Below are 24,946 nucleotides of genomic sequence, written 5' to 3'. Positions count from 1 at the left end.
ATTTTCATGCTATGCGATCCTGGGGAATATGATCTCGTAGCACGTGTTATGCCACACTTGGGGCAGGGTCGGGAAGTCAGTTCACGAACGCCCCTGAGCCGCTCGGCACCGAGCCAGCCGCGTCACGCCGACTGGCTCGATCCGTTTGACGGCACCGGGTTATCAGGGCGCGGGAAGGAACTGGACGTCCCCGTACCAGGCGCGCGTCGTGGTAGCGGTATTGTCGGTATCGGTCAGCAGCCCGTAACCAGTGATTCGTCCTGGCGGTTCGTGAAAGACCCGCTCGTAGTCTTGCACGATATTGCGGCGCAGACTTTGCCACTGACCCGCATCGCCTGGCTGACCGGAGACCACGATCATCTGTACGCGGTTCGTGCGGGGGTTGGCAATGACGGTGCCCGGCGCGGCGTTGGTCGACCAGACGTACATCAACGTGGCATAGGGCAGCTCTTCGCCGCTCAGTTGCCTGGCCAGCCCCATCTTCGCCCGGTCGAACATCGACAGCTTGCTCTTGTCGCCGTCGAACATGAACATCAGCCGCGCTGGCGCGTCTTCCTTCGACGCGACCCGGTTATCGGCGCCCTCGATCGGCCCATCTGCTTTCCAGCGCCATGCCACCACGGGTGTGCGCGCGAGGTCGATATCGCCCTCGTGCATCAGCGCAGAAGCCGAGCGGTTCGCGTCCGCCTGCAGCACGGTGGTGTGGTCGTCGTGAACCAGCGTGTATTGCGTGATCGGCTTGCCGCGCACCACCGGCAGATTCTTCCAGCCAGCGGGCAGCGATGCGCCGGGCTCGATCGTGGAAAAGGCGATACCGGGCTTATGGTCCTGCGCAAGAAGGGGGGGCGGCAACAACAGGAGCGCGACACATGCGGCGATCCAGGCTGGCTGTGCGGTTCGTTTTTGCGCTCGGCGGCTCGAGGGAAGGTGCATGGCGGTCGAGTTCGTCTTTTGGATAGCCACCATTGTAATGGCCGGCGCTGGCGATATTTCCGCGGCCGCGTACGTGCGGGAAGGGGCGGCCCACGCGGCGTCAGAGCGTCTGAAAGTCCTCCGCGACCGTTGCCGGCTCGCGGGATTCAGGATTTCCTGACCTCCGGATCAGGCTTTGCCGTCGTCATTTGCAGCCGCCGACGACTGCGCGCTATCGGCTGTTCATCCATCATCGGTGGGGCTTGCGAAGATCGAAAGGCGACGTGCAAAATGATTGCGGACTTTCTGGACCGACGCAGGCGCTTGCAAGAGATCGACAGAATTTGCCAGCGCCTGTTCGAAACGTGGTGCGAGGCGCGCAGCCTGACACCGCTGACATACCTGCTGTTTTGCTGGCCCTTGCGCGACACGCGTCCTGTCGCGATACGACGTTTGCAGCAGACGTTGAAGGAACTGCGCCGCGATCATGCGGAAGGCTTCGATGCGGGCACGTTCGTGGCGCTCGATCAGCTCGTCGACCGGCTCGACGAACTGATCGATCGGGCGGAAATCCCGGTGAAGTTTTCGCTGGTCACCTAGCCGGGCGCAACTTGTCCGCCGCGAATCCTGCGAATGCGAGATGAACGGACAATGGCTTCATCAATCGGGCGCCTCACGCACGAGTTCGGATTCGGGACATGATCAAGATCCTCATCGCCGACGATCACGCGATCGTGCGCGGCGGCCTCAAGCAGATCATCGCGACTACGGCCGACATGATCGTGGTGGAGGAGGCCGGCCACGGCTCCGAGGTAATCGACAAACTTCGCAGCTGTGACATTGATCTGCTGTTGCTTGACATGACGATGCCCGGCATCAGCGGCGTCGATCTGATCCGCCGCGTGCGCTCCGACCGACCCGGGTTGCCGCTGCTCGTGCTCAGCATTCACAACGAGGCGCAGGTGGCGTCCCGCGCACTGAGGGCAGGCGCCACCGGTTACGTGACCAAGGACAGCGATCCCGATGTGTTGCTGGCGGCAATTCGTAAGCTCGCCGACGGCGGACGTTTCATCGACCCGAAACTGGTCGACGCGATGGTCTTTGAAAAGCATGCGGGAGACGTGCCGCCGCACGAAGTCCTGACGGACCGCGAATTTCAGGTGCTACAGCTGATCGCCAGCGGCCAGAGCATCAATGACATCGCCGAAGCGTGTTCGCTCAGCGCGAAGACGATCAGCACCCACAAGATGCGGTTGATGCAAAAGCTGGGCCTTTCGAATAACGCGGAGGTGATTCGTTATGCGATCCGGCACGGCTTGATCAGCGAGTAGTCGATGAAGCTGGACCAACGCATTCGAACGAACCCGTCGCGCGGGTCAACCTGATGTAGGAGAACATCGCATGGAAGTGCTGTCGGCGAGTGAAATCGAATTGCGCGCGTGGATAAGCCGATGGTATGACCATGCCGTCGCAGCGGGCCTCGTACGGCCGCCTTTTCTGCTCGACGACGCAAAGGCCACGCGCCTTCAGGCCTATTTCGCCGCGGGGTTGACGCCGGAAGAAGGCGCGCAACTGTTCTTCGGAACCGTGCATTAAACCGCGCAGCGCCTGGCGGTTCATCGACCGCTAACTACCTTCGAAGTTCGGTGCCAGGCGCAAGCATCTGGCACCCGCCCGGCCGCCCGTCGGCCGCGGTTCCGGTTGACTCGCTCGCGTCTCGCCCGCTCATCATAGGCGCACATTTCCCACATATTGGGGAAACTCCCTGGCTCTCGAAAATTGGAATCCGACTTAACAAAGTTAGAATGGCTGCTCTAAGACGGCTTCAGACCGTCTGCCCTACCGACGGGCCCGGCGTGGGAACGACCTTCACGAATCGCAGTGGCAGCGATCACCGTGTCCGCGAGAACCTGAGAGATATCCCGTGAGCAGCCAAAAACAGATGCCATTCCTCCTATCCGTTTCGACCGACGTGTCGCAACTGCCGAACCAGCTCGTCGCCGGTTTTTGCGCGTTGATGCGGTTGAACGTGGATACGTGCAGGTCCGCGGTCACAGGTGCCGCGCTGCACTGGGAAAGCGTATTGCGCGCCCAGACACCTGAACAGTTGATCAGACGCCAGGCCGATGTGATGCCCTGGCTCGTCCTGCAGTTCGCCGATTACACGCGCGGCTGGATGGACATCGCGGCGGAAACCATCAGACCGTGCCACCCCGACACCAATCACGACGACGGGCGTGAACTGCACGAAGGCACCATGTCAGCTGAGCAGCCGGCCTGCGCAACGGGCGTCGACACGACGTTAAGCGAGGACATCGTGCCGCCGGAGGAGCAACGGGACGGCGAGTCCGTCACCGAGGCGAACGTAGGCGAAATGGTCCGTGCCATTCTCGAGCGCGTTGCAAAGCCGACCCCTGACACGCCGGAACGCCGAAGTCCGCCTCGCGCACGTCGCTCGTCGACCCGATAGGCGACAAGCTTCCACCAATCCTGCCGGGCCCGGTTCTCGCGTGCTGCCGATGCAGCCGCGGCCGGATCTGGTCACCCGTTGTTCGTTCCCGCCGTGAGGTACACGATATGTTGAGTCCCCACGAAGTCGCCACGCTGCTTCTATTGAAGGATGCGCCTGAACGAATCGATTCGGATCGGGCAGAGCTTGGCGCGCTGCGCGAACTGCAGTTGATCGCGAATGAGCCAGCTGATTCGGGATTCCGGCTTCCTCACGTGACGCCGCGTGGTGACGCCGTGCTGCGTGCGTTCGCAAGAGTCCGTTGACTGGTGCCCAATACGATCGATACATGTTGGGCGTGCCGCCGCGCGTGAATCTGCTGCGCGCGACGGACCTGTCATCGCGCGTCCAACGCGCTTCCTTGCCTGAAGCCACGAACGTGACTCGAACGTCTCGCTGAGCAGATCCAGGCGCATTCACGATCTCGGTACGTTTATCCCAGGCTGCGCTCGATCAGCGCACAGAAGTCGCACGCACCGTCAATCCGAGAGGATCGTCGAAGTATGGCCATTCGAATCGAAGCCAGGCGGTGTGGCCCGTGGTCGATGGGCGCGGGGAACGAATTATGCGGCAGCTCGAATCGAGGCTCGCGGTTCGATACCTGAAAACAACCGACACTACGATGCCACCAGCTTATGAAATATCTCGCCCGGGTTGCCGCCCTTGCCGGCCTGGCAATCGCGGTCTGGCTCGTCTGGCACGTCGACGCGCAGAAGGTGCTCGGTTTGATGCGCGCAGCCGGTGCTGGGCTCGCGCTTGCAGGGTTGGTCCATGTTCTGCCGATGCTCGCTAACGCGAGGAATTGGCAGATGCTGATGCGCGGCCCGATACGCCCGAATCTGTTCGCCGTATTGCGCCTCGTCTGGATACGGGAATCCGTGAACGGCATGTTGCCCGTTGCCCGAGTGGGCGGTGAAGTCGTGACGTTTCGCATGATGCGCAAATGGGGCATGCAGCCGGCCCCTGCCATGGCGAGCCTCGTCGTCGACCTCCAACTGACGCTGATCAGCCAAATGCTGTTCGCCATCGCGGCGATCGGCTATCTGATCGCCCATGCCGGCGCTAGCGCGTTGCACCTTGCAGCCAGGCTCGGGGGCGGTATCGCCATTCTGGCGGTTCTGCTTCTGGCGTTTTCGTTCGTGCAGCGAGCGAGTCCGTTCGCCCGTCTGACGAAGCTGTTCAATCGCATCACCAGCGGCAAGTTCCGCTCGCTCGTCGGCGAGTCGGTGCGCATCGATCAGTCGATCAGTGACCTGTGGCATCAGCCCGGCGTGATCATCCGTTACCTGGTCATCTGGCAATCACTCCAATGCATCGCGACTGCGCTCGAGCTGTGGCTCGCGCTCTATTTTCTATCGGCAAAAGCAAGTTTCCTGCAGGCACTCGTGCTCGAGTCGCTGATCCAGGCGCTCAGCAGCGTCGCGTTCTTTGTGCCGGGCGCGCTCGGCGTTCAGGAAGGTGGATTTCTGCTGATCGGTACGGTGCTTGGTTTTCCTCCGCAGCTTTGCCTCGCGCTCGCGGGTGCGCGCCGTTTTCGTGACATCATCGTCTTTCTGCCAGGGCTGCTTGCCTGGCAGGTGGAGGAATGGCGCGACAAGCGGCAGGCTCCGGCCGATGCGAAGGCAGGTGGCGCCGCAGCGGACCCCGGTGAGCACCGTAGCCGCCCTTAGCAGAGGGCCGGTCGCAAATCATGATGCGAGACACTGGAAAACATGATGCGGTAGTGGTGTTCGGCGCCTTCGATCGCCACAACCTGGGTGACCTGCTGTTCCCTCACGTCGTCGCGAGACTGCTTGCGTGCGACGAGGTGATCTTCGCCGGGCTCGCGCAGCGCGACCTGCGCGTCTACGGCGGCCACGCTGTACAGGCGCTCGCGCAATTGGCAGCCGAACGCGGCAAAGACCGCTTGCATATCGTGCACGCGGGCGGCGAGATCCTGACTTGCGGCGACTGGGAGGCGGCGGTGATGCTGCTGCCGCGGGACCAGGCACAGAAGATCATCACGCGACTAGATACACATCACGATCAGCGACGCGCGTGGGCACGTGCGCTGACGGGTCTCGATGCGCTTGCCCCTTACATGGCGTCTCGTGAGATGTTTCCCTGTGCGTCGAGCGTCATGTATCAAGCGGTCGGCGGCGTCGATGTCGCGCGGCTGGACCCCTGCATGCGAGCAGAAGTCCTGTCGAAGCTCACGCAAGCCGACGACATCAGCGTGCGCGACGTCCACACGCAAAACGGTCTTGCCGCGGCAGGCATTTTCGCGCGGCTCGTGCCGGACCCGGCGGTGCTGGTGGCCGAGTTGTTCGGCGCGAATATTCGCGCGCACAGGGAGCGGAGCGGCGTGGCGGATTTGCAGCGGGCGTTTCCCGATGGATATGTCGCCGTGCAGTTCAGTGCGGACTTCGGCGACGATCAAACTCTCGGTGTGCTAGCTAGCGAGCTCGATCGCGTGTCGAGCGAGACCGGGCTTGGTATTGTCTTTTTCCGGGCGGGTGCAGCGCCTTGGCATGACGATTTGGCGTGCTACGAACGCATAGCGTCACGGATGAAGGTCTCACGTACGCAACTCTTCGGTTCGCTGCAGATATGGGACATCTGCGCACTGATCGCGGATGCCACGGCCTATGCCGGAAGCAGCCTGCACGGACGGATCGTCGCGATGGCGTTCGGTTTGCCGCGGGTGAATTTCGTCCATCCGGCGCGCGCGCATGACACGACGAAGCAGTCCGCGTTTGCCGCGACGTGGGAGCCTGCGTGCGTGCCGGGCAGCGTCAGGATCGAGGCGCTTTCGGAAGCAATGCTCGATGCGCTGACGATCGACCGGGCGTTGCTGGGGCGGACGGCCACATCCCTCGCCACTCGCTATCGGGAGGGGTTCGCGCAGATGCGAGCGGCGATGTGTTCCACTTGAACTGCGGGGCCTTGCGCGACGAGCGCAAAGCCCTGGCGGACAAACGCTGCTAGCAATGCGGTCAGATTTTCAGTCGAGAAACCTTCGTGCCGGCCAGCGACACGTCGCCCATCAGACCTGCATTTGTCAGCACGATCGCCTGGACGGGTTCGGTGGCCGTTGTCGTATCGATCGTGCCGTTTGCTCCGACCTTCACGAGCGCGACCGAACCTTCACCACCGACCGACCATCCGTTGGATTTGCGAAAGCTGTCGAGCGCCTCTTGCGTCATGAACAGAAAGACCATGGCTTTCGACTGTGCGCCCGCCTGCAAGCCGAATGATCCCGATATCGTCTTGAAGTAGCCGACCGATTTCCCGTGCACCCGCAAAGCGCCTTCACCGTATTGCCCACCCGCGATGAAGCCGACCTTGAGTACGGACGGGAACACGAGTACGCCGTTCGCCTTGCCGACGAGTTCTCTTGAACCTTTGACCGTCTCGAACAGCCGCGACAGGGTTTCGTCGACCTTGGCATCGATGACCTGCCGCTTCGATGCGTTGGATTCGGCGGCAACGGCGTTACTCATCGTCGCCACGGACCCGCTCAGCGCCACACCCGCGACTGTCAGAACCGCGGCACCTGTTTGTAAGAAGCTTCTTCTGCGCATGGCTGCCTCCATCGTGGTTCACGGTCGAACCCGTGATGCTGCAATGGTTGAAGGGATGTATTCCACCGACACTTGCCAATTGCGTTGACTCCTCCGGGACCGACTGCCTGTCGCCTTGAAAAAAGCCGTGCATTCAGTCACCACCTGATCGTAGAAGATGGCCTCGCTATTGTATGTAAGGGGCAGCACGGGTATTGCGTTGGCATGCGTCGATTCGCGCAATTTGCGAATCGACATGGACGGCGGGGAAGACTTGTCGGAGTGCAAGGACGAATAGGGGTAACCCTCCCGCCAATGCGCGGAGATGTTTAAGCCTGTTTTAATGCTCACTTCATAAATTGAAAGCTGGCCAGGCCTGCCGGACTTTCAATGAGCCAAAGATCCATCCGCTAGCTCACTTCAATTCGACGAGTGCGGGAAGCCTGGCTGATTTTGGTCGGAGGCTTTTTCGACCAAATCGACTTCGGAATGAAATGGCTTCTCGGGTGGCGGAGAAAAATGACGCGGACGGGAGGAATCGATGCCCACTAAAACGATCACTAAAGGCAAACATACATACCGGATCGTAACGATTGGGGTAGCGGAAGGTGGGTACACATTTGAAATCATCCACATCGACCGTTCTCGGGACGTAATCAAGGAAGTGCGCCACCAACCGGGTATCGCTTACGCGCTGGAGGAAACTGCGTTGGACAATGGACTTCACGTGGCCGCAGAAATGGCTGGACAGCAGAAAGACTGAATCCGTTTTGTTTCTCCTTTGCTTAGCCCACGTGTGAGAGCGCGCGTGGCGTGCGAACCGCGGACGGCCGGTCGCGCAGCAGTAGTGGCATCAAGCGCCGATTGGCTGTCCGCGCCGCCCACTCGCAATACGCGGCGCTGCCGAGCACCCAGCCGTTGAGCGTCGACTGCATCAGGTTATCGACATCGCGTCCGTCAAGCGGCTGTGCACCCAGATCGCGGTAAGCTTGCTGGCGCTCGAACGGTGTATTGCCGAGCGCCCGGTACAGTGGGTGATCCTTGATGAAGCTATCGACACGCAGCCCGATGTGGTGCGCGCAACTCGACCACTGGTAGTTTGCCGGTTCGGCCACAAGGCGGTTGCGCACCGGCGCCTGATCGATGACCTGGCTCGCGAGCAGGAAATACCGGTCGGGCTCGATCACCGTCGCCCGGTACCCGCCACGCCACACCGCACCACGGCGTCCATGGCGGCGGTTGAAGGTCTCGACGTAGCGACGGCTAACCGCCTGCATCGCCATGGCAACGCTCGATTCGTATGAAGGCGTGACGAGGAACTGGACCGCGTCAGGCATGAGTACCCACGCGTGGACTGCCAGATCAGCGACGCGCGCGGCATCTGCCAGACAGGCGAGGAAGTACAGGTAGTCTCCTTCGTCCAGAAATGCAGGGCCCGCGATTCCCTGCAAGATTACGTGTTGCGGTTGTTCGGGGACGTAGTGCCGTGCGAGCCGTGTCATGCTGAATTAACCGGAAATCCGATGTGGGAAAGCGATCCCACAGATATCGGACGCGTCATGGTGCGTAACGCGCTACGGAAAATTCTATCGATCAACTCCGCGCATTTGCATCGCGAACAGGCCTTTTTTCTGGCCTCTTTTCGCTGATTTGCCGGTCGCAGCCAGCGTTTTTATGTCGCCGCTGAATAGCGTCGTCGCTTCGCATCCCAAACGCTATCCCTTGTTGAAAAGACTTAAAACACGCGAGACCGTCTTCGTGGCCAGCACCAGCAACGCGCCGCCGACGCTGTAGTCGACGTGATGCATAACGTCGACCAGATAGAAAATGGAAAGCGCAATGAACGGGTGGTAGATCGCACGGCTTATCAGGCTTTTCATCGGTATCTCACGCTGTTGTGTTCGCGCGAAGCGGTCAGTTGGGCGACGCGCGAGGTTTTTGAAGTCCGAGGAAGGCTTGACTGCGAAGTGCGGATGACGTCGATCCGTGATGTTCCTTCCTGTCGTGAACTGTGCCTGTGGCAAGCCGCGGCCGTCCTGCCCATGCGTCGTTGTTTCTTGACCGATCGTCCACTTCTTGCCGACGCTTTGCGCGAGTCTCCAGCGGACCCGCAAAATGCTTCATAAGCCTCGCGACAAACATCAGTAAGGGATTTGTCATCGAGTGAGGTTGCGGGTATAAGATGTAGCCCTTGGCCATCCTGACGATTGAGCGGCGGCCAGGTTTATCGCCCGGGAAATCGCAATTCACGCGAGCTATCCATGGATGCAGTCTCTGATGTTCTGCGCGCCGTTCGTCTGAGCGGCGCCGTATTTCTGAACGGGACATTCACCGCACCGTGGTGTCTGATCGGTCGCACCGATGCATCGCTCTCCGGCGCTTATTTGCCGCCTTCCGAGCGCGTCATTTCCTATCATCTGATCATAGAGGGGAGTTGCTGGGCGAAGTTGGCCGGCGATCCCGGTTCGGCTATTCACGTCCATGCCGGCGAACTGATCGTGGTGCCTCAGGGTGAAACGCACATCATGGGCAGCGCGATCGATTTATCCCCGGTGCCGTCGGACTCGCTGCTGGCCGAACAGATGGCGACAGCACCCGGTGAAGTGATGACGCTGTCCCATGGCGGCGGGGGCGCTGTGACGCGCATCGTGTGCGGCTTTCTGGCCTGCGACGATACTCTGAACAATCCGCTGCTGTCAGCGCTGCCACGGCTCTTCAAGATCGACATGCGCCAGGACCCGCGCGCGGCATGGCTCGAGTCGTCTCTCAAACTTGCCGCCGCCGAAGCGGCCGAGTCGCGCGCGGGCGGCACGATCGTGCTTGCCAGGCTATCGGAACTGCTGTTTGTCGAAGCGATCCGTAGCTGTATTGAAGCGCTGCCTGAGAACCAGATCGGGTGGCTTGCCGGCGTGCGTGACCGCTACGTTGGACGCGCGCTTTCGCTGCTTCATGCGCAGGCGGCGCATGCGTGGACCGTCGAGGAGCTTGCGCGCAAAGTGGGCCTGTCGCGTTCCGCGTTGGCGCAACGGTTTACCGATCTTCTGGGGCAGCCGCCGATGCAATATCTCGCGAGGTGGCGCATGCAGATTGCGGCGCACGAACTTCGGATCGGGAGCAAGCCGCTCAACGCAGTGGCGGAACAGATTGGCTATGAGTCGGAAGCCGCATTCAGTCGCGCGTTCAGACGCGAATTCGGCATGCCGCCTGCCGGTTGGCGCAAGAGCAAAGGACAGGCCGACGGCGCGGCAACATCAGCGCAGCTCTCGCAACATACTAGTGGCGTTGCCGCAATGCCGGACCAGTGATGCCTGCCACGAGGCGCCGTGCCGGCTCGACAACCTCGTCTGTCGATCTGTGCAGGCAAACAACAAGAAACGGCGTTTCAGTCATATCGCGCGGCGACTCGATCATAGAACCCCAAGACTCCCAATCGTAAATTGAGCGTGCCGGAAAGCCAGATCATTCGACTGGCTTTGTCCGGTGAACCGACGCTCAACGCCAGACCGCGTGGCGGTCAATATGGGGAGAACTTCTATGAACGCAGTATTGCGGCTATCCGATCGCGCTCGCTACGCCCGATGCATTCGCGCTTCGAAGATGGTCAATTGGGACATCGACCGTGATGTGATTGGAGACCGTACCTTCGATATGTCCCAGAAGTATTTGCCGGACGGACTCTCGCTGGTGCCGGATTTCATCACGCTCTCGGAGGGCGAGAAGCGATTCGTCAGCCAGATTCAGGGGCGCACCTACGCTAACGTGTTCGGGCTGGTCGAGCGCTTCATCAACGCCAAGGTGCTGGAAGTGAGTCGCGACTACTGGCTCGGCGATCAGGTGGCGCTCGAAGCGCTCGTGCGCTTCAGCGACGAAGAGCTCAAACACCAGGCGCTGTTTCGCCGCATCGAACAAATGATCGGCGAAACGCTGCCCGCGGGTTACCACTTCGACGTCGATCCCGATGCGCTGGCCGCCGTGGTGCTCGGCAAGAGCACGTGGGCGGTGCTGGCCATGACGCTGCATATCGAACTGTTCTCGCAGATTCACTACCGCCAGAGCATTCATCCCGACGAACAGCTATCCGAGCTGTTCAAGAATGTATTTCTTTACCACTGGAAGGAAGAAAGTCAGCACGCGATTCTCGACGAGCTCGAATGGAAGCGGCACGACGCTACGCTGACGGATGCGGCGCGCGATCACGCGGTCAATGACTTCATGGAACTGCTGACTGCGTTCGACGGCATTTTGCGCGTGCAGGCGGCAGCGGACTCGCGCTATTTCATCGCGAACTGCGGGCGTGCCGTCGTCGAAGCCGAGGTCAGGTCGATCGAGGCGAATTTCCATCACGCTTACAGGTGGCAGTACCTCCATTCCGGTATGCATCATCCTCATTTCGCGGAAGTGCTCGATGGGCTCGTCTCCGAAGAGCAGGGGACGCGCATCCGGGCGCTACTCGACGCGATGCATTGAGCGAGCGCGTGCCGCGCCGTTTCACGATAGATATCGACGAGCCTTGCGAACTCGGGCGATTCGAACCGGATTGCCAATCCTCAGAAACATCTGATTGCGGCGTTGAACGCGTGCATGACGGTGGGCGACGTCTCCGAACGTCTACAACCCGGCGAATGCGGTTGTGTTGAAAGCGACGCTCGTGGTCGAGTGAATCGCAAGGCGTGACGCGCGCGGCGAGGACCGGATGGTTTTCGTCGCGCCGCGTTTGCCTGGCGTGGACCTTATCGGGCGGTGAAGACGATTGTCCGCGGGCGCGGCGACGATCGGCGCTTCATCATTCCAGTCCCTCGTGCTTCATCGCAAGCTGGACGGCCGGACGTGCGCGCATCAGTTCGGCAAAGGCTCCCAATTTTTCAGGCACTTCGATACCCACCTTCTTGGCCCAGAGCAGCATGGTGAACAAATACGCGTCCGCTACACTCGCTTCGCTGCCGAACAGGTAATCGCCCTTGAACATGGTCGCGATCAACTGAAAGCGTTGGCCGAGCTTCTCGCGCGCTGCCGTTGCTTCAGCGTCCGAAGTGGGCTTGAAAACACGGCCGAACTGCTTGTGGATTTCGGTCGAAATGAACGCGAGCATCTCGAGCAGGCGCAGGTTGCCCGGTTCGCTATTGGGCGCAAGCGCAGGTTTGCGCTGTGCGAGCCACGAAAGAATCGCGATATTCTCGGTAAGCCGCTGACCATCATCCATCTCGAGGGTTGGGACGTAACTCTTTGGATTGATCTGATTGAACTGCTCCCCCGTTTCGGTCTCCTTCGACTTCAAATCGACGCGAACCCTGTCGAAAGTGAGGTCGGCCTCATGCATAGCGATATGGTCGGCGAGGCTGCAGGCACCAGGTGAATAGTAGAGCTTCATGGTAGAGGTCCCCTTTTCGTGAAATGAACCAAACCGTTTCATCGCAGCAAAGGGTGTGCCGCCGCCATGGAACGGTCCGGTAAACTCGATCGCATGCAGAAAGTAGGGCCACGAGTATTCTGACTGTGGCTCCGCGAGCGGGAAAAGCAAGCCCCCGGACGAGTAGCCACTTACCGGTGGTGCCAATGTCAATAGCCGCACCGAACTACAATGATTCAAGCTGTCTGAACCGGCTCCATCCGAACCAGGATCGCAACCGCAGCAGGGCATCGGCGACGGCCAGCACAGGAGGAACCATGCGGTCGGGAGTGAAGTCCGGCGTGCGCCTGAGACGCTATGCAATCACGGTGGCGGCCGTCGTCGTTGCTCTGATCGTCGTCGGACGCATCACCGGCATCCTCGTCGACTGGCTCTGGTTCTCTTCGGTCGGCTATGGTGGCGTTTTCTGGACCATCTTTTCCGCGCGGGTGCTGCTGTTTGCGACGGTGTTCGCAGTCTCGGCGTGCGCGATCTGGCTGTCGGGGATGTTGGCGCATCGTTACGCGAGGCGCGTCGATGTGTTGCGAGCGCAAGCAGCCGATCCGTCGCATGCGAGCGAGGTTGCCGTCGAGCTGTCCGAACTGATCGCGCCGCACGTTCCCTGGCGCGCCAGTATTGCCTGCGCCGCGGCTGTCTTGGGCCTGGTTATCGCCGCCGGCGAGGTCTCGAACTGGGACGTCGCGCTGCGCTTCATTTATCAGGTGCCCGTTGGCGAGCGCGATCCGATCTTCGACCGGGACATCGGCTTTTATCTGTTCTCGCTCCCCGCGTATATCGCACTGAAGAACTGGCTGCTGCAACTGGTCTTCTGGAGCGCGATCGTAGCAGGTGCGGTCTACGCATTGCGCGGCGACATCGCGCTGGAGCGGCCGCCACGCACACTGTCGGCCGCCGCCATCACTCATGGCTCCGCACTGCTCGGTTTGTTCTTTGCGGTGAAGGCCTGGTCGTGGTGGCTCGACCGCTTTCTGCTGCTCTATGGCGACAACGGCGTCGTGGTCGGCGCCAGCTATACCGATGTCCACGTCGAGTTGCCGGTCCTGTGGATGCTTGTCGGCCTTGGGGCGGCCTCATCCGTTGCTCTTTGGATCAACATGCGCCGGCGCAGCCATCTGCAGCCCGTCGTTCTCGCGCTGCTCGTATTCGGCAGTTCGATTGTGTTCGCCGAGATCTATCCATCGCTGTTTCAGCGCTTCTATGTCAAACCGAGCGAGCTGACACTGGAAACACCCTATATCGAACACACTATCGCGCTAACGCGACAGGCTTACGGCCTCGCCAAGATCGAGGTTAAACCGTTCGAGGCCGAGCAGGGACTGACTCTCGACTCGCTGCAGGCCAATCGGGCGACCATCGACAACATCCGGCTATGGGACGTACAACCGCTGATGGATACCTACGCACAGTTGCAGGAGATCAGGACTTACTACAAGTTTCTTTCAGTGGACATCGACCGCTATCAGCTCGATAGCGGATACAGGCAGGTGGTGCTGTCGGCGCGCGAACTGGAACCGGCGATGCTTCCGTCCAACGCTCAAACCTGGGTGAACCTGCACCTTATCTTTACTCACGGCATCGGCGTCGTGATGTCGCCAGTCACAGAGAAATCCACTGAAGGCTTACCGTCTTTCTATCTGCACGATATTCCGCCCGTCTCCAGCGGCGGTCCGGCCATTCGCGAACCACGTCTCTATTTCGGTGAAGGCCGGCAGGACTATGTGATCGTGAACGGCAATGTAGCCGAGTTCGACTATCCCCGCAGGCCGACCAATGCGTACACGACCTATAGCGGGCGCGACGGCGTCACGCTCGGCGGTGTGGGGCGCCGCAGTCTGTTTGCCTGGCAGCTCGACGATCCGAACATCCTGCTGAGCGGCTATATCACGGATCAGAGCCGGGTCCTGCTTCATCGCAACATTCAGGACCGGGTGCGTACGATTGCGCCGTTCCTGACTCTCGACCACGATCCCTATGTCGTCGCGAGCAATGGGCGGCTGTTCTGGATACAGGACGCCTACACCGTCAGCCAGTGGTTTCCTTACTCCCGCCCGGGTTTCGGCGACAACGCCAACTACATCAGAAACGCGGTCAAGGTGGTGGTCGACGCTTATAACGGCACGGTCGATTTCTACGTCAGCGATCCCGCCGATCCGCTGCTGCGCACCTACGCGCGCATCTTCCCCGGTATGTTCAAGCCTTTGGACGCGATGCCAGCGGGGCAACGGCAGCATATCCGTTACCCCGAAGATCTGTTCCTGATCCAGGCGCAGCTCTACCGCGCGTATCACATGGATGCGCCGGAAGTGTTCTACAACCGCGAGGATCTGTGGCAGTTTCCTCAGGAGCTGATCGGCATGGATGGCGGAAGCTCCGCCAGCACGATGCCGCCGTACTACACGATCATGCGACTCCCCGGCGACCCGCGCGCCGAGTTCATCCTGATGCTGCCGATGGTGCCGAGCCAACGGGAGAACATGATTGCCTGGCTCGCGGCGCGTTGCGATCAGCCCGGGTACGGCAAGCTCATCGTGTATACCTTTCCGAAGGACAAGCTGGTCTACGGGCCGTTTCAGATCGAAGCGCGCATTCAGCAGAATACCGAGATCTCGCAGCAGATCTCGTTGTGGAACCAGATGGGCTCACGCGTGATACGCGGTCATCTTGTGGTGGTACCGATCGAGAACTCGCTCCTCTACGTTTCTCCGCTCTACTTGCGCGCGGCGTCCGGTCAGTTGCCGGAGTTGAAGCGGGTAATTGCCGCCTATGGTGACCGTGTGGTGATGGAGGACACCCTGGATCAAGCGCTGGCGGCGCTGTTCCAGGAGACCACACAAGCGGCATCATCGCCCCGAGGCGCAATGGACGCTCGCGCGAGAGAAGCGCTTGCCCACTATGACCGCGCGATCGAGCGCCTGAAGACGGGAGACTGGAGCGGCTTCGGCGCGGAACTGAATGCTCTGCGGCCGTTGCTCGAGGCACTCGGTGCTGGCCGTTCCGATGATCAGAAATGACCCATGGGACACGGAGGAGGTGGTTGGACGCCCGGGCGTCGATCAATGCGGTTCGCCGAGGCAAGCGTCGGCAACATCGACGATCGGCTCGCTGTCGGCATGAGCTTCAGGAAAACGGTCAACGCACTGGATCTGAACGTAGGTCCACCACGTTCCCGGTGGATCGTGACCCAGCCACATCACAGTGGCTGCGACCTTGGTTCGCAAGCCCCATTGCCGCCAGTCAGCGCCGGTTGGCGAAAAGTTTCCGCGAATGTCCTTATACAGGTTGCGGTCCAAGCCGTACCGCTTCAGATAGGGCGGGTTGATGCGCTCCTCGAGCGTGGCCGGCTCGCCTCGTTCGGTGTCCGCTTGCGCTATGGCCGCGTCCCGGCGGAAATCGCTGACGGCACGACCGACCACCAACAGCTCGAACAGCAATACCGCGCCAACGGCCATGCAAGTCGCAATAATGCAAAGCGAAAGCGCCCACAGCACCCGCCTTGTGGTCGTCGGTGTCTTCATCCCTGCCGACCTCCCTACCGGCATTGGGATTTGCTGCCAGCAAGAGCCAAGCCGGTTCGCAGCCCGGCACGCGCACTTCAGGCCCTTTGTAGAAGGTCAATCGCCTTTTCGGCATCGTCCAACGAGTCGAGCGCGAGATAAGCGATGAACTGCGTGCCAAGTACAGCGGCCGAGACGCCGCGGAGATTGATCCCGCCATCCGCCAACATCTGGCTCAATTGCGCGATGATGCCCAACTGGTCCAGACCCATTACACGGATGGAGTGCAGGCTCGGGGTGACGCTGAACCCCGCCTGCGTGGCGGCACGGGTCGCAGTGTCTCCCTGTAGCGGAGCGACGAACACGACTCCCTTGCCCGATGCCTCTGGCGTGCGACGTGCCACGATGAACTGCAAGTCGGCACCAGCATCCCGCAAGACGCTTAAAACTTTCGCAAGACCTCCCGGTTTGTCGTCGATGGTAGCTGCCCAAACCTCGACACGTTCCACACTCAGTTCCATGGCCGTCCCTCCCGGCTTGAACCTCATTAGAAAAATCTACTTCACGAACGGCACGCGGGCAAGGACCGTTGAACTCCGCGCCGATCGGCGAGCGGCGTCCAACTTGCCGCTGCTGGGCATCTGTATCAAGATCAAGTCGCCTCTTCACAAACAGGCGACTCTGATGACAGACGATCCCGATAGCGATCCCGCTGCCGATCCCGACAAGCTGAAAGGCCCGGGCGGCATGAGCTTGAGGCAGATCCACGAACAGGTGCAGAAGTCCGTCCAGCGCGACCGCGAAGCGCAGACTGCACGCCACGCGCCCGCTCCACCGCAAAGCCGCTGGCAGCGATGGGTGCGCTATGTGTGGGGTCGTAGCGGGCGGCGCTAACCGCGTCGCGAGCCGGACTCGTTGCATCGTGAAGTCCGCACTTCATTTACCCGGCTACCCATTCGGGTGGTGTGCGTCCCCCGTCGTTCTGTCATTGTGAATCCGTCGTCATTACGCAATGGGCAGGGGGCTTGAAATGGAAACCACATCCTCGAGCGGCAATCCTTTGATGGATCTCTCGGACAATCTGGCGGACATCGTCGAGCGAGTCGGGCGGAGTGTCGTGGCGGTACACGGCCGGCATCGCATGCCGTCGAGCGGCGTAATCTGGCGACGTGGCGTCGTCGTGACGGCTGCACATACGATCAGGCGGGAGGAAGGGATCGAAGTCACATTGACCGACGGCCGTACGGTCGCCGCAGTCCTCGCGGGCCAGGACCCGGGCTCCGACGTCGGCGTGCTGAAACTGGACGGCGTCGATCTCGACCCGATCGATTCCGGCGATGCCCATTCACTGAAGCCGGGCCATCTTGCGCTCGCCGTCGCACGTGCGGACGATTCCGGCGTCAGCGCTGATTTTGGTGTGATCGGCGGCGTAGGGGGGGCCTGGCGCACGTGGAGAGGCGGACAACTCGATGCGTTCGTGCGACTGGACGGCGGTCTGCGCCCCGGTTTCTCGGGGGCGGCCCTCGCGGATATGCGCGGGCAGGTGGTCGGCATCTGCACCTCGGCGCTGATGCGCGGCGCCGGCATCGTGATTCCGGGGACGAGCGTGGAGCGCATCACCGATGAACTGTTGGCGAAAGGGCGCGTGTCGCGGGGCTACCTTGGTGTCGGCACGCAGCGGGTCGGCCTGCCGGACGCCTGGGTCAAGGAAATGAACCTGTCGTTCAGCAGTGGCTTGCTGATCAATTCGCTTGCGCCGGGCGGCCCTGCGGAGCAGGCGGGCGTGCTGATAGGCGATGTACTGATCGAACTGGACGGCAAGCCTTGCCGCGACATGGGCGACGTAGCTGCCGCGCTGGGCTCCGCAAGCGTTGGGCAGCAGCTGCAAATCGCCGTGATCCGAGGTGGCGAGCGCCACGCTTGTTCGGTAACAGTGGGCGAACGGCCCCAACGGAATTCGTGCAGGTGAGCTCCGGGAAACGACGAAATGTCGGATGGACAGACGAGACAGACGGCGCCTTGGCGGGTCGCAGTGATGGCGGCATCGTGGCAGGAGTGCGCAAGTCTGCAAGCGCTTGTCGAGGCGAACCCGGCACTCGAGTTCCTGGCAAGCGCAGCCGACGCCGAAAAGCTCGTCGATTGTCTCGCGGGATCGGTGCCGGACGTGATCGTCACCGACATCGCGCCGGAGCCAAGCGACGCGCTCAAGACACTATTCGAACTCTCGCACGCGTCACCGTCGCTCGTGCTGTTGAGCGACGACCCGGACAGCGACTGGATGCTCGATGCGTTGCCCGCCGATGCGGTGGCCATCCTGCCGCGCAACGCGATGCCAGCTGAAATCGTCGCGTCGATCGAAGCCGTCGCCGCGGGCCTTTGCGTGCTGACGCCAGACATCCTCGCAAGGCTGCTCGCCGAAACGAGACCGTCGCGCCAGAAGTCGCCCGCCGAATCGTTCGAAGCGTTGACGTCACGAGAGATCGAAGTGCTGGCAATGCTCGCCGATGGACTCGGCAACAAGGAGATCGCGCGGCAACTCGACATCTCGGACAACACGGTGAAATTCCACCTGTCGTCCATCTTCGGCAAACTCGGTGCGACCAATCGCACCGAGGCGGTGATGCTCGGCATGCGACACGGATTCATCATGGTGTAGACAAGCTCGTGTTTGTCTATCCACGGTGCTGGACGACATCACGTTCGAGCGTTTTCCACCAGCGCGGCAATCTGCACGAATTCGACGTCAGGGCGTACACCGTAAAGACCGGTTACCCGATCGCGGAGTTCATCGGTGAAGAACGCTTTGGCTGCGTCCTCCGATTCCCAAACATAGAAGTTGGTGGCTTCACGCTTTGCGGAATTGAGTGTGAAAGCCTTTGAACGTAGCCCCGGCATTCCCTCGAACCTTGCGCGGGCGGTCTCAGCAATCGTGCGCACGGCTCGTTCATCGAAGTTGTCGCCGTAGCGAAACGTAACGAATACACCGATCATGTCGTACTCCTTTCGACGCCGTCATCAATGGAAGCTTCGACGGAAGCGTCCGTCTTGGCAGGAACTGCACCCGCTCGGACTCGCGAATGCAGGTATGGCTGGGCTTACCCGAACTAGGTTAGTTCAATACGCTTGTTAGCAGGGGACTCGCCCGATTGCGGGTGAGAAAGCGGTAACGCAGAGCGCCGGTTGCCTCGCCAGACGCGCCAGGCAATGGCAGGCCTCAGCAGCGACGGCGGCGGGACCATCAGGTTGACTACCTTCAGAAACGCGGTGGCCAGTGTGCTGTCGCGGGTCGCGGCAACGTGAAGCCAGCCGATGTACCGGTTGATGAAACGTAGCATCGGCGGCCGTCGGCCCTCGATCAGCGGATTGCGAAGGTCGTTGCCGACCGCGATGTCCCATGCGATGTCGACGATTTTTGCGGCCTCCCTGAAGAACCGCCGAGCAAGATCGTTCGAACCTGCGCGCAGCAGGCAGCGTTGCAGCGTCAGCGCCTCCTGCGCCGCGACCGTCATGCCCTGACCGTAGACCGGGTTGAAGCTGCAGATAGCGTCACCGAAAACCAGGTAGTTCCCGGGAAAGCGTGCAAGCGTCTCGTATCGACGACGCAAACTGTGGACGTAGCGGTAGCGCCGGTAGCCGCTCAACGGCTCCGCTGCGGCGACGATGTCATGAATTTCCATCGTCGGCAGCGTCGCCAGATACGCGAGAAAGCCCTCGTCGTTATCGGGGGCCTCGTCGCCGAGAGAGCCGCCGGTACTGACGATCCAGCTGTCGTTCTCCTGCGCGAGGATCACGCCGTTCCGCCAGTTCGGCGCACTGCCGGCGACGATGATGCCGAGCTTGCCGTCGAGATCGCTCGGGCGACGTCGATAGGTGCGGGTCGTGTAGCCGATGCCGACCTCGACCTTCTCGCTGACCGGAGCTTGGTAGCCGAGCGCTTCGAGCCACGTCGCGCTGGACGAGTTACGTCCAGTCGCATCGACGACGAGGTCCGCGTCGAGGGTCTCTTCCGGCCTGCCTTCGGCGCGTATGCGCACACCCGTCACGCGCTCGCGGGCGGAGTCGCTGGCGAGCCCTCGCACAGCGCAATTCTCGATGGCGCGCACGTTCGGCAGTGCCAGCAGCCGCCGTCGCAGATGGCCTTCGAGCACGGGACGGCTCGCCAGAAGCCCGGTCAAATCGCTGTTGCCATTGGCAAGCGTGACGTTGCGGCCGATCCACAGCAGATCGTTCGCGACATCGCCGAGCAATCCGCCGCTTTGCGTGACGACCTCGTTGTTATATCCGGGAAAGAACTCCTCGAGCACCGCGCTGCCGCGGGCAAGAAGCCCATGCGTGTGACGACCCTGCGGGACGCCTTTGCGCCAGCTGTCCTCTGCCGGAAACGCATCGCGTTCGAGCACGGTCACGGTGGAATAGAAATCCGATAGCGCGCGTGCGGCCAGCAGCCCACCCATTCCGGCGCCTATCACGATCGCATGCTTACCCAGGTTCTTCATGGCAAATCCTCCAGTGCGATCCGCCGCAATGAGTGCAGCGATGATCGTCTGGCGTGCATGGTAGGATCGACGCGTCCCCTGAGCGTCCCCTCGACGCCGTCATGGAGGCTTGCATGACGATGGCTCTGTTCAACGTAAGGACGCTTGGTTTTCCGGAGATCCGTCGGGACGACCAGCCGTGTCCGATAGGCTTGCGCAAAGGCCTGGCGCTGCTGGTCTATCTGGCGGAAGCGAAGGGGCCGGTCGGACGCGACACCGTCGCGACCATGTTGTGGCCGGATAGCAGCGAAGATGTCGTACGGGTGCGGCTGCGGCGCCTGATGTACCGCCTCCAGTTGACGCTGGGCGACGACGTCCTCACCACCGACCGGTCGACGCTTCGATGGTCATTAGCGATCGGCCTGCAAATTGATTCGCAACTGTTCGAGCAAGCCTGTGATGTGGGCGAGTTCGAGCGGGCATGCCGTCAATATTCCGGCGACTTTCTCGACGGGTTTTCGGCTGGCGATTGCCCGCAGTTCGACGAATGGGCTTTCTTTCGCCGTGAGGCTCTGCGGGGCAGGGCGATCCACGCGCTGGAACGGGTGGTGCAAGACAGGCATGCGGCAGGCGACTACGCGACAGCGGCTGCGCACGCCGGCCGACTCGTTCAACTGGATCCGCTGAGCGAAGCGTACGCCCGGCACCTGATCCGCAATCTGCTGCTCGCCGGAGACCGGGCTACGGCCGAGCGTCACTTCGACGCCATGACCCAGCGCCTTCGCGACGCGCTCGATGTGGCGCCCGAAGCCGAGACCCGTGCGCTGCTGAACGCCGTCCCCACGTTGCCGATCGAGGCCCCGCCGCCGACGCGCTATGTACTCGGCGGCGGCGTCCATCTCGCGTTCCAGACCTACGGTGCCGGCGGTATCGATGTGTTGCTGCTGCCCGGTTTCGTGTCCCACGTCGAACGGATCTGGGAGGAGCCGCGCTGCCGCGCGTTCCTCTCTGCTCTCGCTGAGATGGGCCGGCTCATACTGCTCGATCGTCGCGGTATCGGGCTTTCCGATCGTGTCGGCTTCAACCCCGGCGTCGACGCGACCGCGCAGGACCTCGGCACGGTGCTCGACGCCGCCGGGAGCCGCCGGGTGGTGCTGTTCGGCGCGTCCGAGGGCGGACCGGCATGCATCAGATTTGCAGCCGATCACCCCGGTCGAGTCACCGGCCTCGTTCTGTTCGGCTCGCTGGCGAAGGGAAGCGCGACACCCGACTATCCGCACGCGCTGCGGGCTAGCCAGTATGACGCGTGGCTCCAGCAACTCGTCGCAGCATGGGGCGGGCCGGCGGGCATCGAAACGTTCGCGCCGAGCCTGGCTCGCGATCCTCAGGCGCGAGCGTGGTGGGCGGGCTTGCTCCGGGCTGCGTCGAGCCCAGGAGCGATCAAGGGCGTGCTCGAGGCGTTACGCGATATGGATGTGCGCGATCTATTGGGCCGGGTCTCCGCGCCGACTCTGGTGCTGCACCGTCACGACGACCACGCCGTTCGGGTCGGCGCTGGCCGGCATCTCGCCAGCCATATCGCGCACGCGCGATACGTCGAACTCGACGGCGCCGATCACTGGGTTTTTGCGGGCGACCAGCGAGCAGTCCTCGCCAGCATCAGACAATTCGTCGGTAGTCTCGCTGCATGACCGAATCGGTCGATCTCGGCCTGAACAACATGGGACAGCCGTGGCATCCATTCAGCCATGCACCGCACAAAGACAGGATGTACTTCCGGGTCGCGTCGGGTGACAACTGCCTGTTCTCGGTGCCGAGCGTCGCCGCGACCATGAAGCTGTCGGTCGGCTTTCCGCTGATCGCGAAAACGAAATGGGCGGCGGCGTGAAGGACCGGTGCATGGAGCGCGGCGTGCGCGAGGTGGCGTTGCGAGACGAGCTGACATTCCTCGCGTACCGGCGGCGGGATCCGCACGTCAACGGAGAATCATCGGCGGGATCTCCGCAACCAGTGCATCGATGGCACAACGAGTCTTCAACGGAAGATATCGCGTGTTCGGCCACACCGCGTGGATATCCTGTGGTCGCACGCCGCAACGCTCCCTCACCGCGACGAGTTCGCCCGTCATCACATATCGAGTCAGCAACCAGCACGGCAACTGCACGAGCCCCAGACCGGCGACACCTGCTCCGGCAATCGCCTGGATGTCGTCCAGGCTCAGTTGCGGCTTGATCAGCAATTCCCGTTCAGCCCCGTCCGTATCGAGTACGCGCCATGGCGACACCACGCCGGCGCGCGAGTAAGCGATGCCCGCATGCTTTCCGAAATCGCCGATATCGACGGGCGTCCCATGCCGCGCAAGATACGCCGGGGCGGCTCCGATGCTCGTTTCCTGAACCCCGAGGTGCCGTGCGGCCAGACTCGTGCTGTCGCGCAAATCGCCGATGCGCACCGCAAGATCGATGTTTTCTTCGACGAGATCGACTGCCCGGTCCGTAAACGAGATGTCGATCTGTAGTTGGGGGTGCTTGCGTGCCAGTCCGAACAACACTGGAGCGACGCAGTGGTGGCCGAAGGCGAGCGGCGCGCTGACCCGCAGGCGCCCGCGTGGCTCGCTGTATCCGGTCTCCAGTTCGGCCTCGGCGGCGTCCAGCTCGGCGAGCGCGCGGACGCATCGATCGTAATAGCTGCGCCCCGCCTCCGTCAGTGTCTGGCTACGCGTCGTGCGCTGGAGCAGGCGTACGCCGAGGCGAGCCTCGAGCTTCGCAATCACTTTGCCGATGGCCGACCGTGTGAGATGCAGGCGTTCCGCCGCAACGGTAAAGCTACCGGCTTCGATCACCTTGACAAAGACCGCTACGCCATCGAGTTGATCCATCGAATTGGGTCCTTGGGGGAATAAGTTGTGGGAAAAAACTGCGTCAATAGGGACGGTGGTTCCCGTTATAGTACATCGCACGTGATGCTGTTCGAGTAGCTCCCTCCGTGTACGCCGACGTGTACGCGCAAACGCACCTTTCCTTGCGATATCCGATGACACTCGCCACCCCTCCGAAAAATGCCGTGGCGCTCGCCGCGGTATGCCTGACGTCGCTGATGTTCGGCCTCGAAATTTCCAGTGTGCCGACGGTGCTCTCCACCCTTGAAGACGTGCTGCACGCGGATTTCAAGGAGATTCAATGGATCATGAATGCCTACACGCTCGCGTGCACCGCCGTGCTGATGGGCACCGGGGCGCTGGCAGACCGTTTTGGACGCAAACGCATCTACGTTGCCAGCATCGTGATGTTCGGGATCACGTCCCTCATCTGCGGACTCGCACAGAGTGCGTCGGTCCTGATCGTCAGCCGCTTTTTTCAGGGCATGGGCGGCGGAGCGATGCTGATCTGCCAGGTGGCGGTGCTGTCGCATCAGTTTCAAGAAGGGCGCGACCGCAGCAAAGCGTTTGGCGCGTGGGGAATCATCTTCGGCATCGGACTCGGTTTTGGTCCGATCATCGGCGGCATGATCGTCGCAATCGCCAACTGGCAGTGGGTGTTCCTCGTCCACGCGTGGATCTCGATCGTGGCGCTAGGTCTCGTCTTTGCGGGTGTTCAGGAGTCCCGCGACCCACATGCGCAAACCCTGGACGTTGCCGGCATCCTCACGCTTTCCGCAGCGTGTTTCGGCCTCGTCTATTTCATTACGCAAGGACCGGACCTCGGGTTGGATAGCCCCGCCGCGCTAAGCATCGTCGCGGCGACGGCGTTGAGTTTTATTGCGTTCATCGTTGTCGAGAAGCGTAGTCGTCGGCCGATGTTCGACTTTTCCGTATTCCGCATCCGGCGGTTTTCAGGCGCGATATTCGGATCGATGGGCATGAACTTCAGCTACTGGCCGTTCATGATCTATCTACCGATCTATTTTCAGGGCGCGCTCGGCTACCCGAATGTGAAGACCGGACTGTCCTTGCTCGCCTATACACTGCCGACTCTTATCGTGCCGCCATTTGCCGAGCGGCTTGCGCTGCGCTTCGATGCGCGCAGGGTCATTCCGCTCGGACTGTTCATCATCGGTCTCGGCTTCATCCTGATGAGGTGCGGAGCCGGCGTGGAGCACGCGAGTTGGCTCACGATGCTGCCGGGATGCCTGTTGTGCGGAACCGGGCTGGGGATGACCAACACGCCGGTCACCAATACTGCGACCGGCTCGGTCTCGTCGAACCGCGCGGGTATGGCCTCGGGTATCGATATGAGCGCGAGACTGATCAGCCTGGCCATCAATATCGCGCTGATGGGTTACATACTTTTCGAAGGCGTGCTTTCTTATCTCGCTCGCGCGCTTCCCGGCTCTTCCGAAACCTTATCGCTGCGTTTTCTCGCGCAGAAGGTGGCCGCAGGCAATTTTGCGCATCTGACGCAGGACAGCGCGAAACTCGCAACCGCCGATCCGCACGGCGTGATCGTTCATGCGGCGCTCGTGCACGGCTTTGGTCTCGTGATGCTGTACGCGGTGATCGGTGTATGGGCTTTGGCGCTGCTCAGCGTCGTCGCGTTCGGATTGGGCGCGCACGCGCATCGTCCGAACTCTGCGCTGGATGAGTGTGCGCGTCACCCGAGCACCTAAGC

27 protein-coding genes are annotated in these 24,946 nt (G+C 61.6%); 17 read left to right on the top strand and 10 right to left on the bottom strand.

What is annotated here, in order from left to right; all coding sequences use genetic code 11:
- Positions 1 to 162: 162 nt before the first annotated feature.
- Positions 163 to 933 carry a DUF3047 domain-containing protein gene (locus GCT19_RS05050; RefSeq protein ID WP_152851214.1) on the bottom strand — a complete coding sequence of 257 codons (771 nt, stop codon included), beginning with the start codon at positions 931 to 933 and terminating at the stop codon, positions 163 to 165.
- 129 nt (positions 934 to 1,062) lie between these two features.
- On the opposite strand from GCT19_RS05050, the gene GCT19_RS05045 reads away from it, so the two are divergent.
- The 7 genes from GCT19_RS05045 to GCT19_RS05015 all read left to right on the top strand — a co-directional run bounded on the left by GCT19_RS05045 (position 1,063) and on the right by GCT19_RS05015 (position 6,335).
- A complete protein-coding gene (locus tag GCT19_RS05045) occupies positions 1,063 to 1,512 on the top strand; it encodes a hypothetical protein (RefSeq protein ID WP_227717729.1) in 450 nt (149 codons plus the stop codon).
- Positions 1,513 to 1,610: 98 nt separating this feature from the next.
- Positions 1,611 to 2,243: a response regulator gene (locus GCT19_RS05040; RefSeq protein WP_013093646.1), complete on the top strand. Its 633-nt coding sequence runs from the start codon at positions 1,611 to 1,613 to the stop codon at positions 2,241 to 2,243.
- A gap of 70 nt (positions 2,244 to 2,313) precedes the next feature.
- Positions 2,314 to 2,508: a hypothetical protein gene (locus tag GCT19_RS05035; protein WP_152851213.1), complete on the top strand. Its 195-nt coding sequence runs from the start codon at positions 2,314 to 2,316 to the stop codon at positions 2,506 to 2,508.
- A 328-nt stretch (positions 2,509 to 2,836) separates the two neighbouring features.
- Entirely contained in the window at positions 2,837 to 3,382 is a 546-nt protein-coding gene (locus GCT19_RS05030) for a phasin family protein (protein ID WP_311542479.1), read from the top strand.
- A gap of 107 nt (positions 3,383 to 3,489) precedes the next feature.
- The gene (locus GCT19_RS43240) at positions 3,490 to 3,687 is read left to right on the top strand and encodes a hypothetical protein (protein WP_041735627.1); all 198 of its coding nucleotides are present in this window, start codon (positions 3,490 to 3,492) and stop codon (positions 3,685 to 3,687) included.
- Positions 3,688 to 4,056: 369 nt separating this feature from the next.
- The gene (locus GCT19_RS05020) at positions 4,057 to 5,091 is read left to right on the top strand and encodes a lysylphosphatidylglycerol synthase domain-containing protein (RefSeq protein ID WP_152851212.1); all 1,035 of its coding nucleotides are present in this window, start codon (positions 4,057 to 4,059) and stop codon (positions 5,089 to 5,091) included.
- A gap of 20 nt (positions 5,092 to 5,111) precedes the next feature.
- The gene (locus tag GCT19_RS05015; RefSeq protein WP_152851211.1) at positions 5,112 to 6,335 is read left to right on the top strand and encodes a polysaccharide pyruvyl transferase family protein; all 1,224 of its coding nucleotides are present in this window, start codon (positions 5,112 to 5,114) and stop codon (positions 6,333 to 6,335) included.
- 61 nt (positions 6,336 to 6,396) lie between these two features.
- Here GCT19_RS05015 and GCT19_RS05010 read toward each other — a convergent pair whose 3' ends face one another.
- Positions 6,397 to 6,984, bottom strand: coding sequence for a BPSL1445 family SYLF domain-containing lipoprotein (locus GCT19_RS05010; RefSeq protein WP_152851393.1), 588 nt, complete (start codon positions 6,982 to 6,984; stop codon positions 6,397 to 6,399).
- Between the two features lie 520 nt (positions 6,985 to 7,504).
- Between GCT19_RS05010 and GCT19_RS05005 the strand changes: the two genes are divergently transcribed.
- Positions 7,505 to 7,726 (top strand): hypothetical protein, encoded by a 222-nt coding sequence (locus tag GCT19_RS05005; RefSeq protein WP_018436278.1) that lies wholly within the window; start codon positions 7,505 to 7,507, stop codon positions 7,724 to 7,726.
- 22 nt (positions 7,727 to 7,748) lie between these two features.
- On the opposite strand, the gene GCT19_RS05000 is transcribed toward GCT19_RS05005, so the two are convergent.
- Together GCT19_RS05000 and GCT19_RS04995 are read right to left on the bottom strand one after the other, a co-directional pair.
- A complete protein-coding gene (locus tag GCT19_RS05000) occupies positions 7,749 to 8,465 on the bottom strand; it encodes a transposase (RefSeq protein ID WP_152851210.1) in 717 nt (238 codons plus the stop codon).
- 213 nt (positions 8,466 to 8,678) lie between these two features.
- Positions 8,679 to 9,077 (bottom strand): hypothetical protein, encoded by a 399-nt coding sequence (locus GCT19_RS04995; protein WP_152851209.1) that lies wholly within the window; start codon positions 9,075 to 9,077, stop codon positions 8,679 to 8,681.
- A gap of 147 nt (positions 9,078 to 9,224) precedes the next feature.
- Here GCT19_RS04995 and GCT19_RS04990 point away from each other — a divergent pair, with 147 nt between their 5' ends.
- Both GCT19_RS04990 and GCT19_RS04985 read left to right on the top strand, forming a co-directional pair.
- The gene (locus GCT19_RS04990; protein ID WP_152851392.1) at positions 9,225 to 10,268 is read left to right on the top strand and encodes an AraC family transcriptional regulator; all 1,044 of its coding nucleotides are present in this window, start codon (positions 9,225 to 9,227) and stop codon (positions 10,266 to 10,268) included.
- Between the two features lie 229 nt (positions 10,269 to 10,497).
- On the top strand, positions 10,498 to 11,430 hold the full coding sequence (locus tag GCT19_RS04985) for a hypothetical protein (RefSeq protein WP_152851208.1): 933 nt from the start codon (positions 10,498 to 10,500) through the stop codon (positions 11,428 to 11,430).
- A gap of 316 nt (positions 11,431 to 11,746) precedes the next feature.
- Here the strand turns inward: GCT19_RS04985 and GCT19_RS04975 are convergent, their stop codons facing one another.
- Positions 11,747 to 12,331 carry a glutathione binding-like protein gene (locus GCT19_RS04975; protein WP_152851207.1) on the bottom strand — a complete coding sequence of 195 codons (585 nt, stop codon included), beginning with the start codon at positions 12,329 to 12,331 and terminating at the stop codon, positions 11,747 to 11,749.
- Between the two features lie 296 nt (positions 12,332 to 12,627).
- Between GCT19_RS04975 and GCT19_RS04970 the strand changes: the two genes are divergently transcribed.
- Entirely contained in the window at positions 12,628 to 15,381 is a 2,754-nt protein-coding gene (locus tag GCT19_RS04970; protein ID WP_152851391.1) for a UPF0182 family membrane protein, read from the top strand.
- A gap of 42 nt (positions 15,382 to 15,423) precedes the next feature.
- Here the strand turns inward: GCT19_RS04970 and GCT19_RS04965 are convergent, their stop codons facing one another.
- Both GCT19_RS04965 and GCT19_RS04960 read right to left on the bottom strand, forming a co-directional pair.
- Positions 15,424 to 15,885, bottom strand: coding sequence for a hypothetical protein (locus tag GCT19_RS04965; RefSeq protein ID WP_026228856.1), 462 nt, complete (start codon positions 15,883 to 15,885; stop codon positions 15,424 to 15,426).
- 77 nt (positions 15,886 to 15,962) lie between these two features.
- Entirely contained in the window at positions 15,963 to 16,385 is a 423-nt protein-coding gene (locus GCT19_RS04960) for an ACT domain-containing protein (RefSeq protein ID WP_013093633.1), read from the bottom strand.
- A 163-nt stretch (positions 16,386 to 16,548) separates the two neighbouring features.
- Between GCT19_RS04960 and GCT19_RS04955 the strand changes: the two genes are divergently transcribed.
- The 3 genes from GCT19_RS04955 to GCT19_RS04945 all read left to right on the top strand — a co-directional run bounded on the left by GCT19_RS04955 (position 16,549) and on the right by GCT19_RS04945 (position 18,520).
- Positions 16,549 to 16,758: a hypothetical protein gene (locus GCT19_RS04955; protein ID WP_026228857.1), complete on the top strand. Its 210-nt coding sequence runs from the start codon at positions 16,549 to 16,551 to the stop codon at positions 16,756 to 16,758.
- Between the two features lie 169 nt (positions 16,759 to 16,927).
- A complete protein-coding gene (locus GCT19_RS04950; RefSeq protein ID WP_152851390.1) occupies positions 16,928 to 17,833 on the top strand; it encodes a S1C family serine protease in 906 nt (301 codons plus the stop codon).
- An 18-nt stretch (positions 17,834 to 17,851) separates the two neighbouring features.
- Positions 17,852 to 18,520 (top strand): response regulator transcription factor, encoded by a 669-nt coding sequence (locus GCT19_RS04945; RefSeq protein ID WP_152851206.1) that lies wholly within the window; start codon positions 17,852 to 17,854, stop codon positions 18,518 to 18,520.
- Between the two features lie 38 nt (positions 18,521 to 18,558).
- Here the strand turns inward: GCT19_RS04945 and GCT19_RS04940 are convergent, their stop codons facing one another.
- Together GCT19_RS04940 and GCT19_RS04935 are read right to left on the bottom strand one after the other, a co-directional pair.
- Entirely contained in the window at positions 18,559 to 18,855 is a 297-nt protein-coding gene (locus GCT19_RS04940) for a YdhR family protein (protein ID WP_013093629.1), read from the bottom strand.
- Between the two features lie 113 nt (positions 18,856 to 18,968).
- The gene (locus tag GCT19_RS04935; RefSeq protein ID WP_152851205.1) at positions 18,969 to 20,360 is read right to left on the bottom strand and encodes an FAD-dependent oxidoreductase; all 1,392 of its coding nucleotides are present in this window, start codon (positions 20,358 to 20,360) and stop codon (positions 18,969 to 18,971) included.
- A gap of 113 nt (positions 20,361 to 20,473) precedes the next feature.
- On the opposite strand from GCT19_RS04935, the gene GCT19_RS04930 reads away from it, so the two are divergent.
- Positions 20,474 to 22,030 carry an alpha/beta hydrolase gene (locus GCT19_RS04930; RefSeq protein WP_152851204.1) on the top strand — a complete coding sequence of 519 codons (1,557 nt, stop codon included), beginning with the start codon at positions 20,474 to 20,476 and terminating at the stop codon, positions 22,028 to 22,030.
- Entirely contained in the window at positions 22,027 to 22,227 is a 201-nt protein-coding gene (locus GCT19_RS04925; RefSeq protein WP_152851203.1) for a hypothetical protein, read from the top strand. The genes GCT19_RS04930 and GCT19_RS04925 overlap by 4 nt, the downstream gene beginning before the upstream one ends.
- 87 nt (positions 22,228 to 22,314) lie before the next feature.
- Here the strand turns inward: GCT19_RS04925 and GCT19_RS04920 are convergent, their stop codons facing one another.
- Positions 22,315 to 23,217 (bottom strand): LysR family transcriptional regulator, encoded by a 903-nt coding sequence (locus GCT19_RS04920; RefSeq protein WP_152851202.1) that lies wholly within the window; start codon positions 23,215 to 23,217, stop codon positions 22,315 to 22,317.
- A gap of 155 nt (positions 23,218 to 23,372) precedes the next feature.
- On the opposite strand from GCT19_RS04920, the gene GCT19_RS04915 reads away from it, so the two are divergent.
- On the top strand, positions 23,373 to 24,944 hold the full coding sequence (locus GCT19_RS04915; protein WP_152851201.1) for an MFS transporter: 1,572 nt from the start codon (positions 23,373 to 23,375) through the stop codon (positions 24,942 to 24,944).
- Positions 24,945 to 24,946: the final 2 nt, after the last annotated feature.

It is taken from the genome of Paraburkholderia atlantica, from assembly GCF_009362785.1.
In the GTDB taxonomy this organism is placed as follows: domain Bacteria; phylum Pseudomonadota; class Gammaproteobacteria; order Burkholderiales; family Burkholderiaceae; genus Paraburkholderia; species Paraburkholderia atlantica.
Note: the sequence above shows the minus strand (reverse complement) of the source record. Positions and strands in the feature narration are given on the sequence as shown.

Excerpts from the sequence above, each read along its gene's own strand:
- GCT19_RS05050 (WP_152851214.1), bottom strand. The coding sequence starts at position 933 with ATGCACCTTCCCTCGAGCCGCCGAGCGCAAAAACGAACCGCACAGCCA.
- GCT19_RS05040 (WP_013093646.1), top strand. The coding sequence starts at position 1,611 with ATGATCAAGATCCTCATCGCCGACGATCACGCGATCGTGCGCGGCGGC.
- GCT19_RS05035 (WP_152851213.1), top strand. The coding sequence starts at position 2,314 with ATGGAAGTGCTGTCGGCGAGTGAAATCGAATTGCGCGCGTGGATAAGC.
- GCT19_RS43240 (WP_041735627.1), top strand. The coding sequence starts at position 3,490 with ATGTTGAGTCCCCACGAAGTCGCCACGCTGCTTCTATTGAAGGATGCG.
- GCT19_RS05020 (WP_152851212.1), top strand. The coding sequence starts at position 4,057 with ATGAAATATCTCGCCCGGGTTGCCGCCCTTGCCGGCCTGGCAATCGCG.
- GCT19_RS05015 (WP_152851211.1), top strand. The coding sequence starts at position 5,112 with ATGATGCGAGACACTGGAAAACATGATGCGGTAGTGGTGTTCGGCGCC.
- GCT19_RS05010 (WP_152851393.1), bottom strand. The coding sequence starts at position 6,984 with ATGCGCAGAAGAAGCTTCTTACAAACAGGTGCCGCGGTTCTGACAGTC.
- GCT19_RS05005 (WP_018436278.1), top strand. The coding sequence starts at position 7,505 with ATGCCCACTAAAACGATCACTAAAGGCAAACATACATACCGGATCGTA.
- GCT19_RS05000 (WP_152851210.1), bottom strand. The coding sequence starts at position 8,465 with ATGACACGGCTCGCACGGCACTACGTCCCCGAACAACCGCAACACGTA.
- GCT19_RS04990 (WP_152851392.1), top strand. The coding sequence starts at position 9,225 with ATGGATGCAGTCTCTGATGTTCTGCGCGCCGTTCGTCTGAGCGGCGCC.
- GCT19_RS04985 (WP_152851208.1), top strand. The coding sequence starts at position 10,498 with ATGAACGCAGTATTGCGGCTATCCGATCGCGCTCGCTACGCCCGATGC.
- GCT19_RS04975 (WP_152851207.1), bottom strand. The coding sequence starts at position 12,331 with ATGAAGCTCTACTATTCACCTGGTGCCTGCAGCCTCGCCGACCATATC.
- GCT19_RS04970 (WP_152851391.1), top strand. The coding sequence starts at position 12,628 with ATGCGGTCGGGAGTGAAGTCCGGCGTGCGCCTGAGACGCTATGCAATC.
- GCT19_RS04965 (WP_026228856.1), bottom strand. The coding sequence starts at position 15,885 with ATGAAGACACCGACGACCACAAGGCGGGTGCTGTGGGCGCTTTCGCTT.
- GCT19_RS04960 (WP_013093633.1), bottom strand. The coding sequence starts at position 16,385 with ATGGAACTGAGTGTGGAACGTGTCGAGGTTTGGGCAGCTACCATCGAC.
- GCT19_RS04955 (WP_026228857.1), top strand. The coding sequence starts at position 16,549 with ATGACAGACGATCCCGATAGCGATCCCGCTGCCGATCCCGACAAGCTG.
- GCT19_RS04950 (WP_152851390.1), top strand. The coding sequence starts at position 16,928 with ATGGATCTCTCGGACAATCTGGCGGACATCGTCGAGCGAGTCGGGCGG.
- GCT19_RS04945 (WP_152851206.1), top strand. The coding sequence starts at position 17,852 with ATGTCGGATGGACAGACGAGACAGACGGCGCCTTGGCGGGTCGCAGTG.
- GCT19_RS04940 (WP_013093629.1), bottom strand. The coding sequence starts at position 18,855 with ATGATCGGTGTATTCGTTACGTTTCGCTACGGCGACAACTTCGATGAA.
- GCT19_RS04935 (WP_152851205.1), bottom strand. The coding sequence starts at position 20,360 with ATGAAGAACCTGGGTAAGCATGCGATCGTGATAGGCGCCGGAATGGGT.
- GCT19_RS04930 (WP_152851204.1), top strand. The coding sequence starts at position 20,474 with ATGACGATGGCTCTGTTCAACGTAAGGACGCTTGGTTTTCCGGAGATC.
- GCT19_RS04925 (WP_152851203.1), top strand. The coding sequence starts at position 22,027 with ATGACCGAATCGGTCGATCTCGGCCTGAACAACATGGGACAGCCGTGG.
- GCT19_RS04920 (WP_152851202.1), bottom strand. The coding sequence starts at position 23,217 with ATGGATCAACTCGATGGCGTAGCGGTCTTTGTCAAGGTGATCGAAGCC.
- GCT19_RS04915 (WP_152851201.1), top strand. The coding sequence starts at position 23,373 with ATGACACTCGCCACCCCTCCGAAAAATGCCGTGGCGCTCGCCGCGGTA.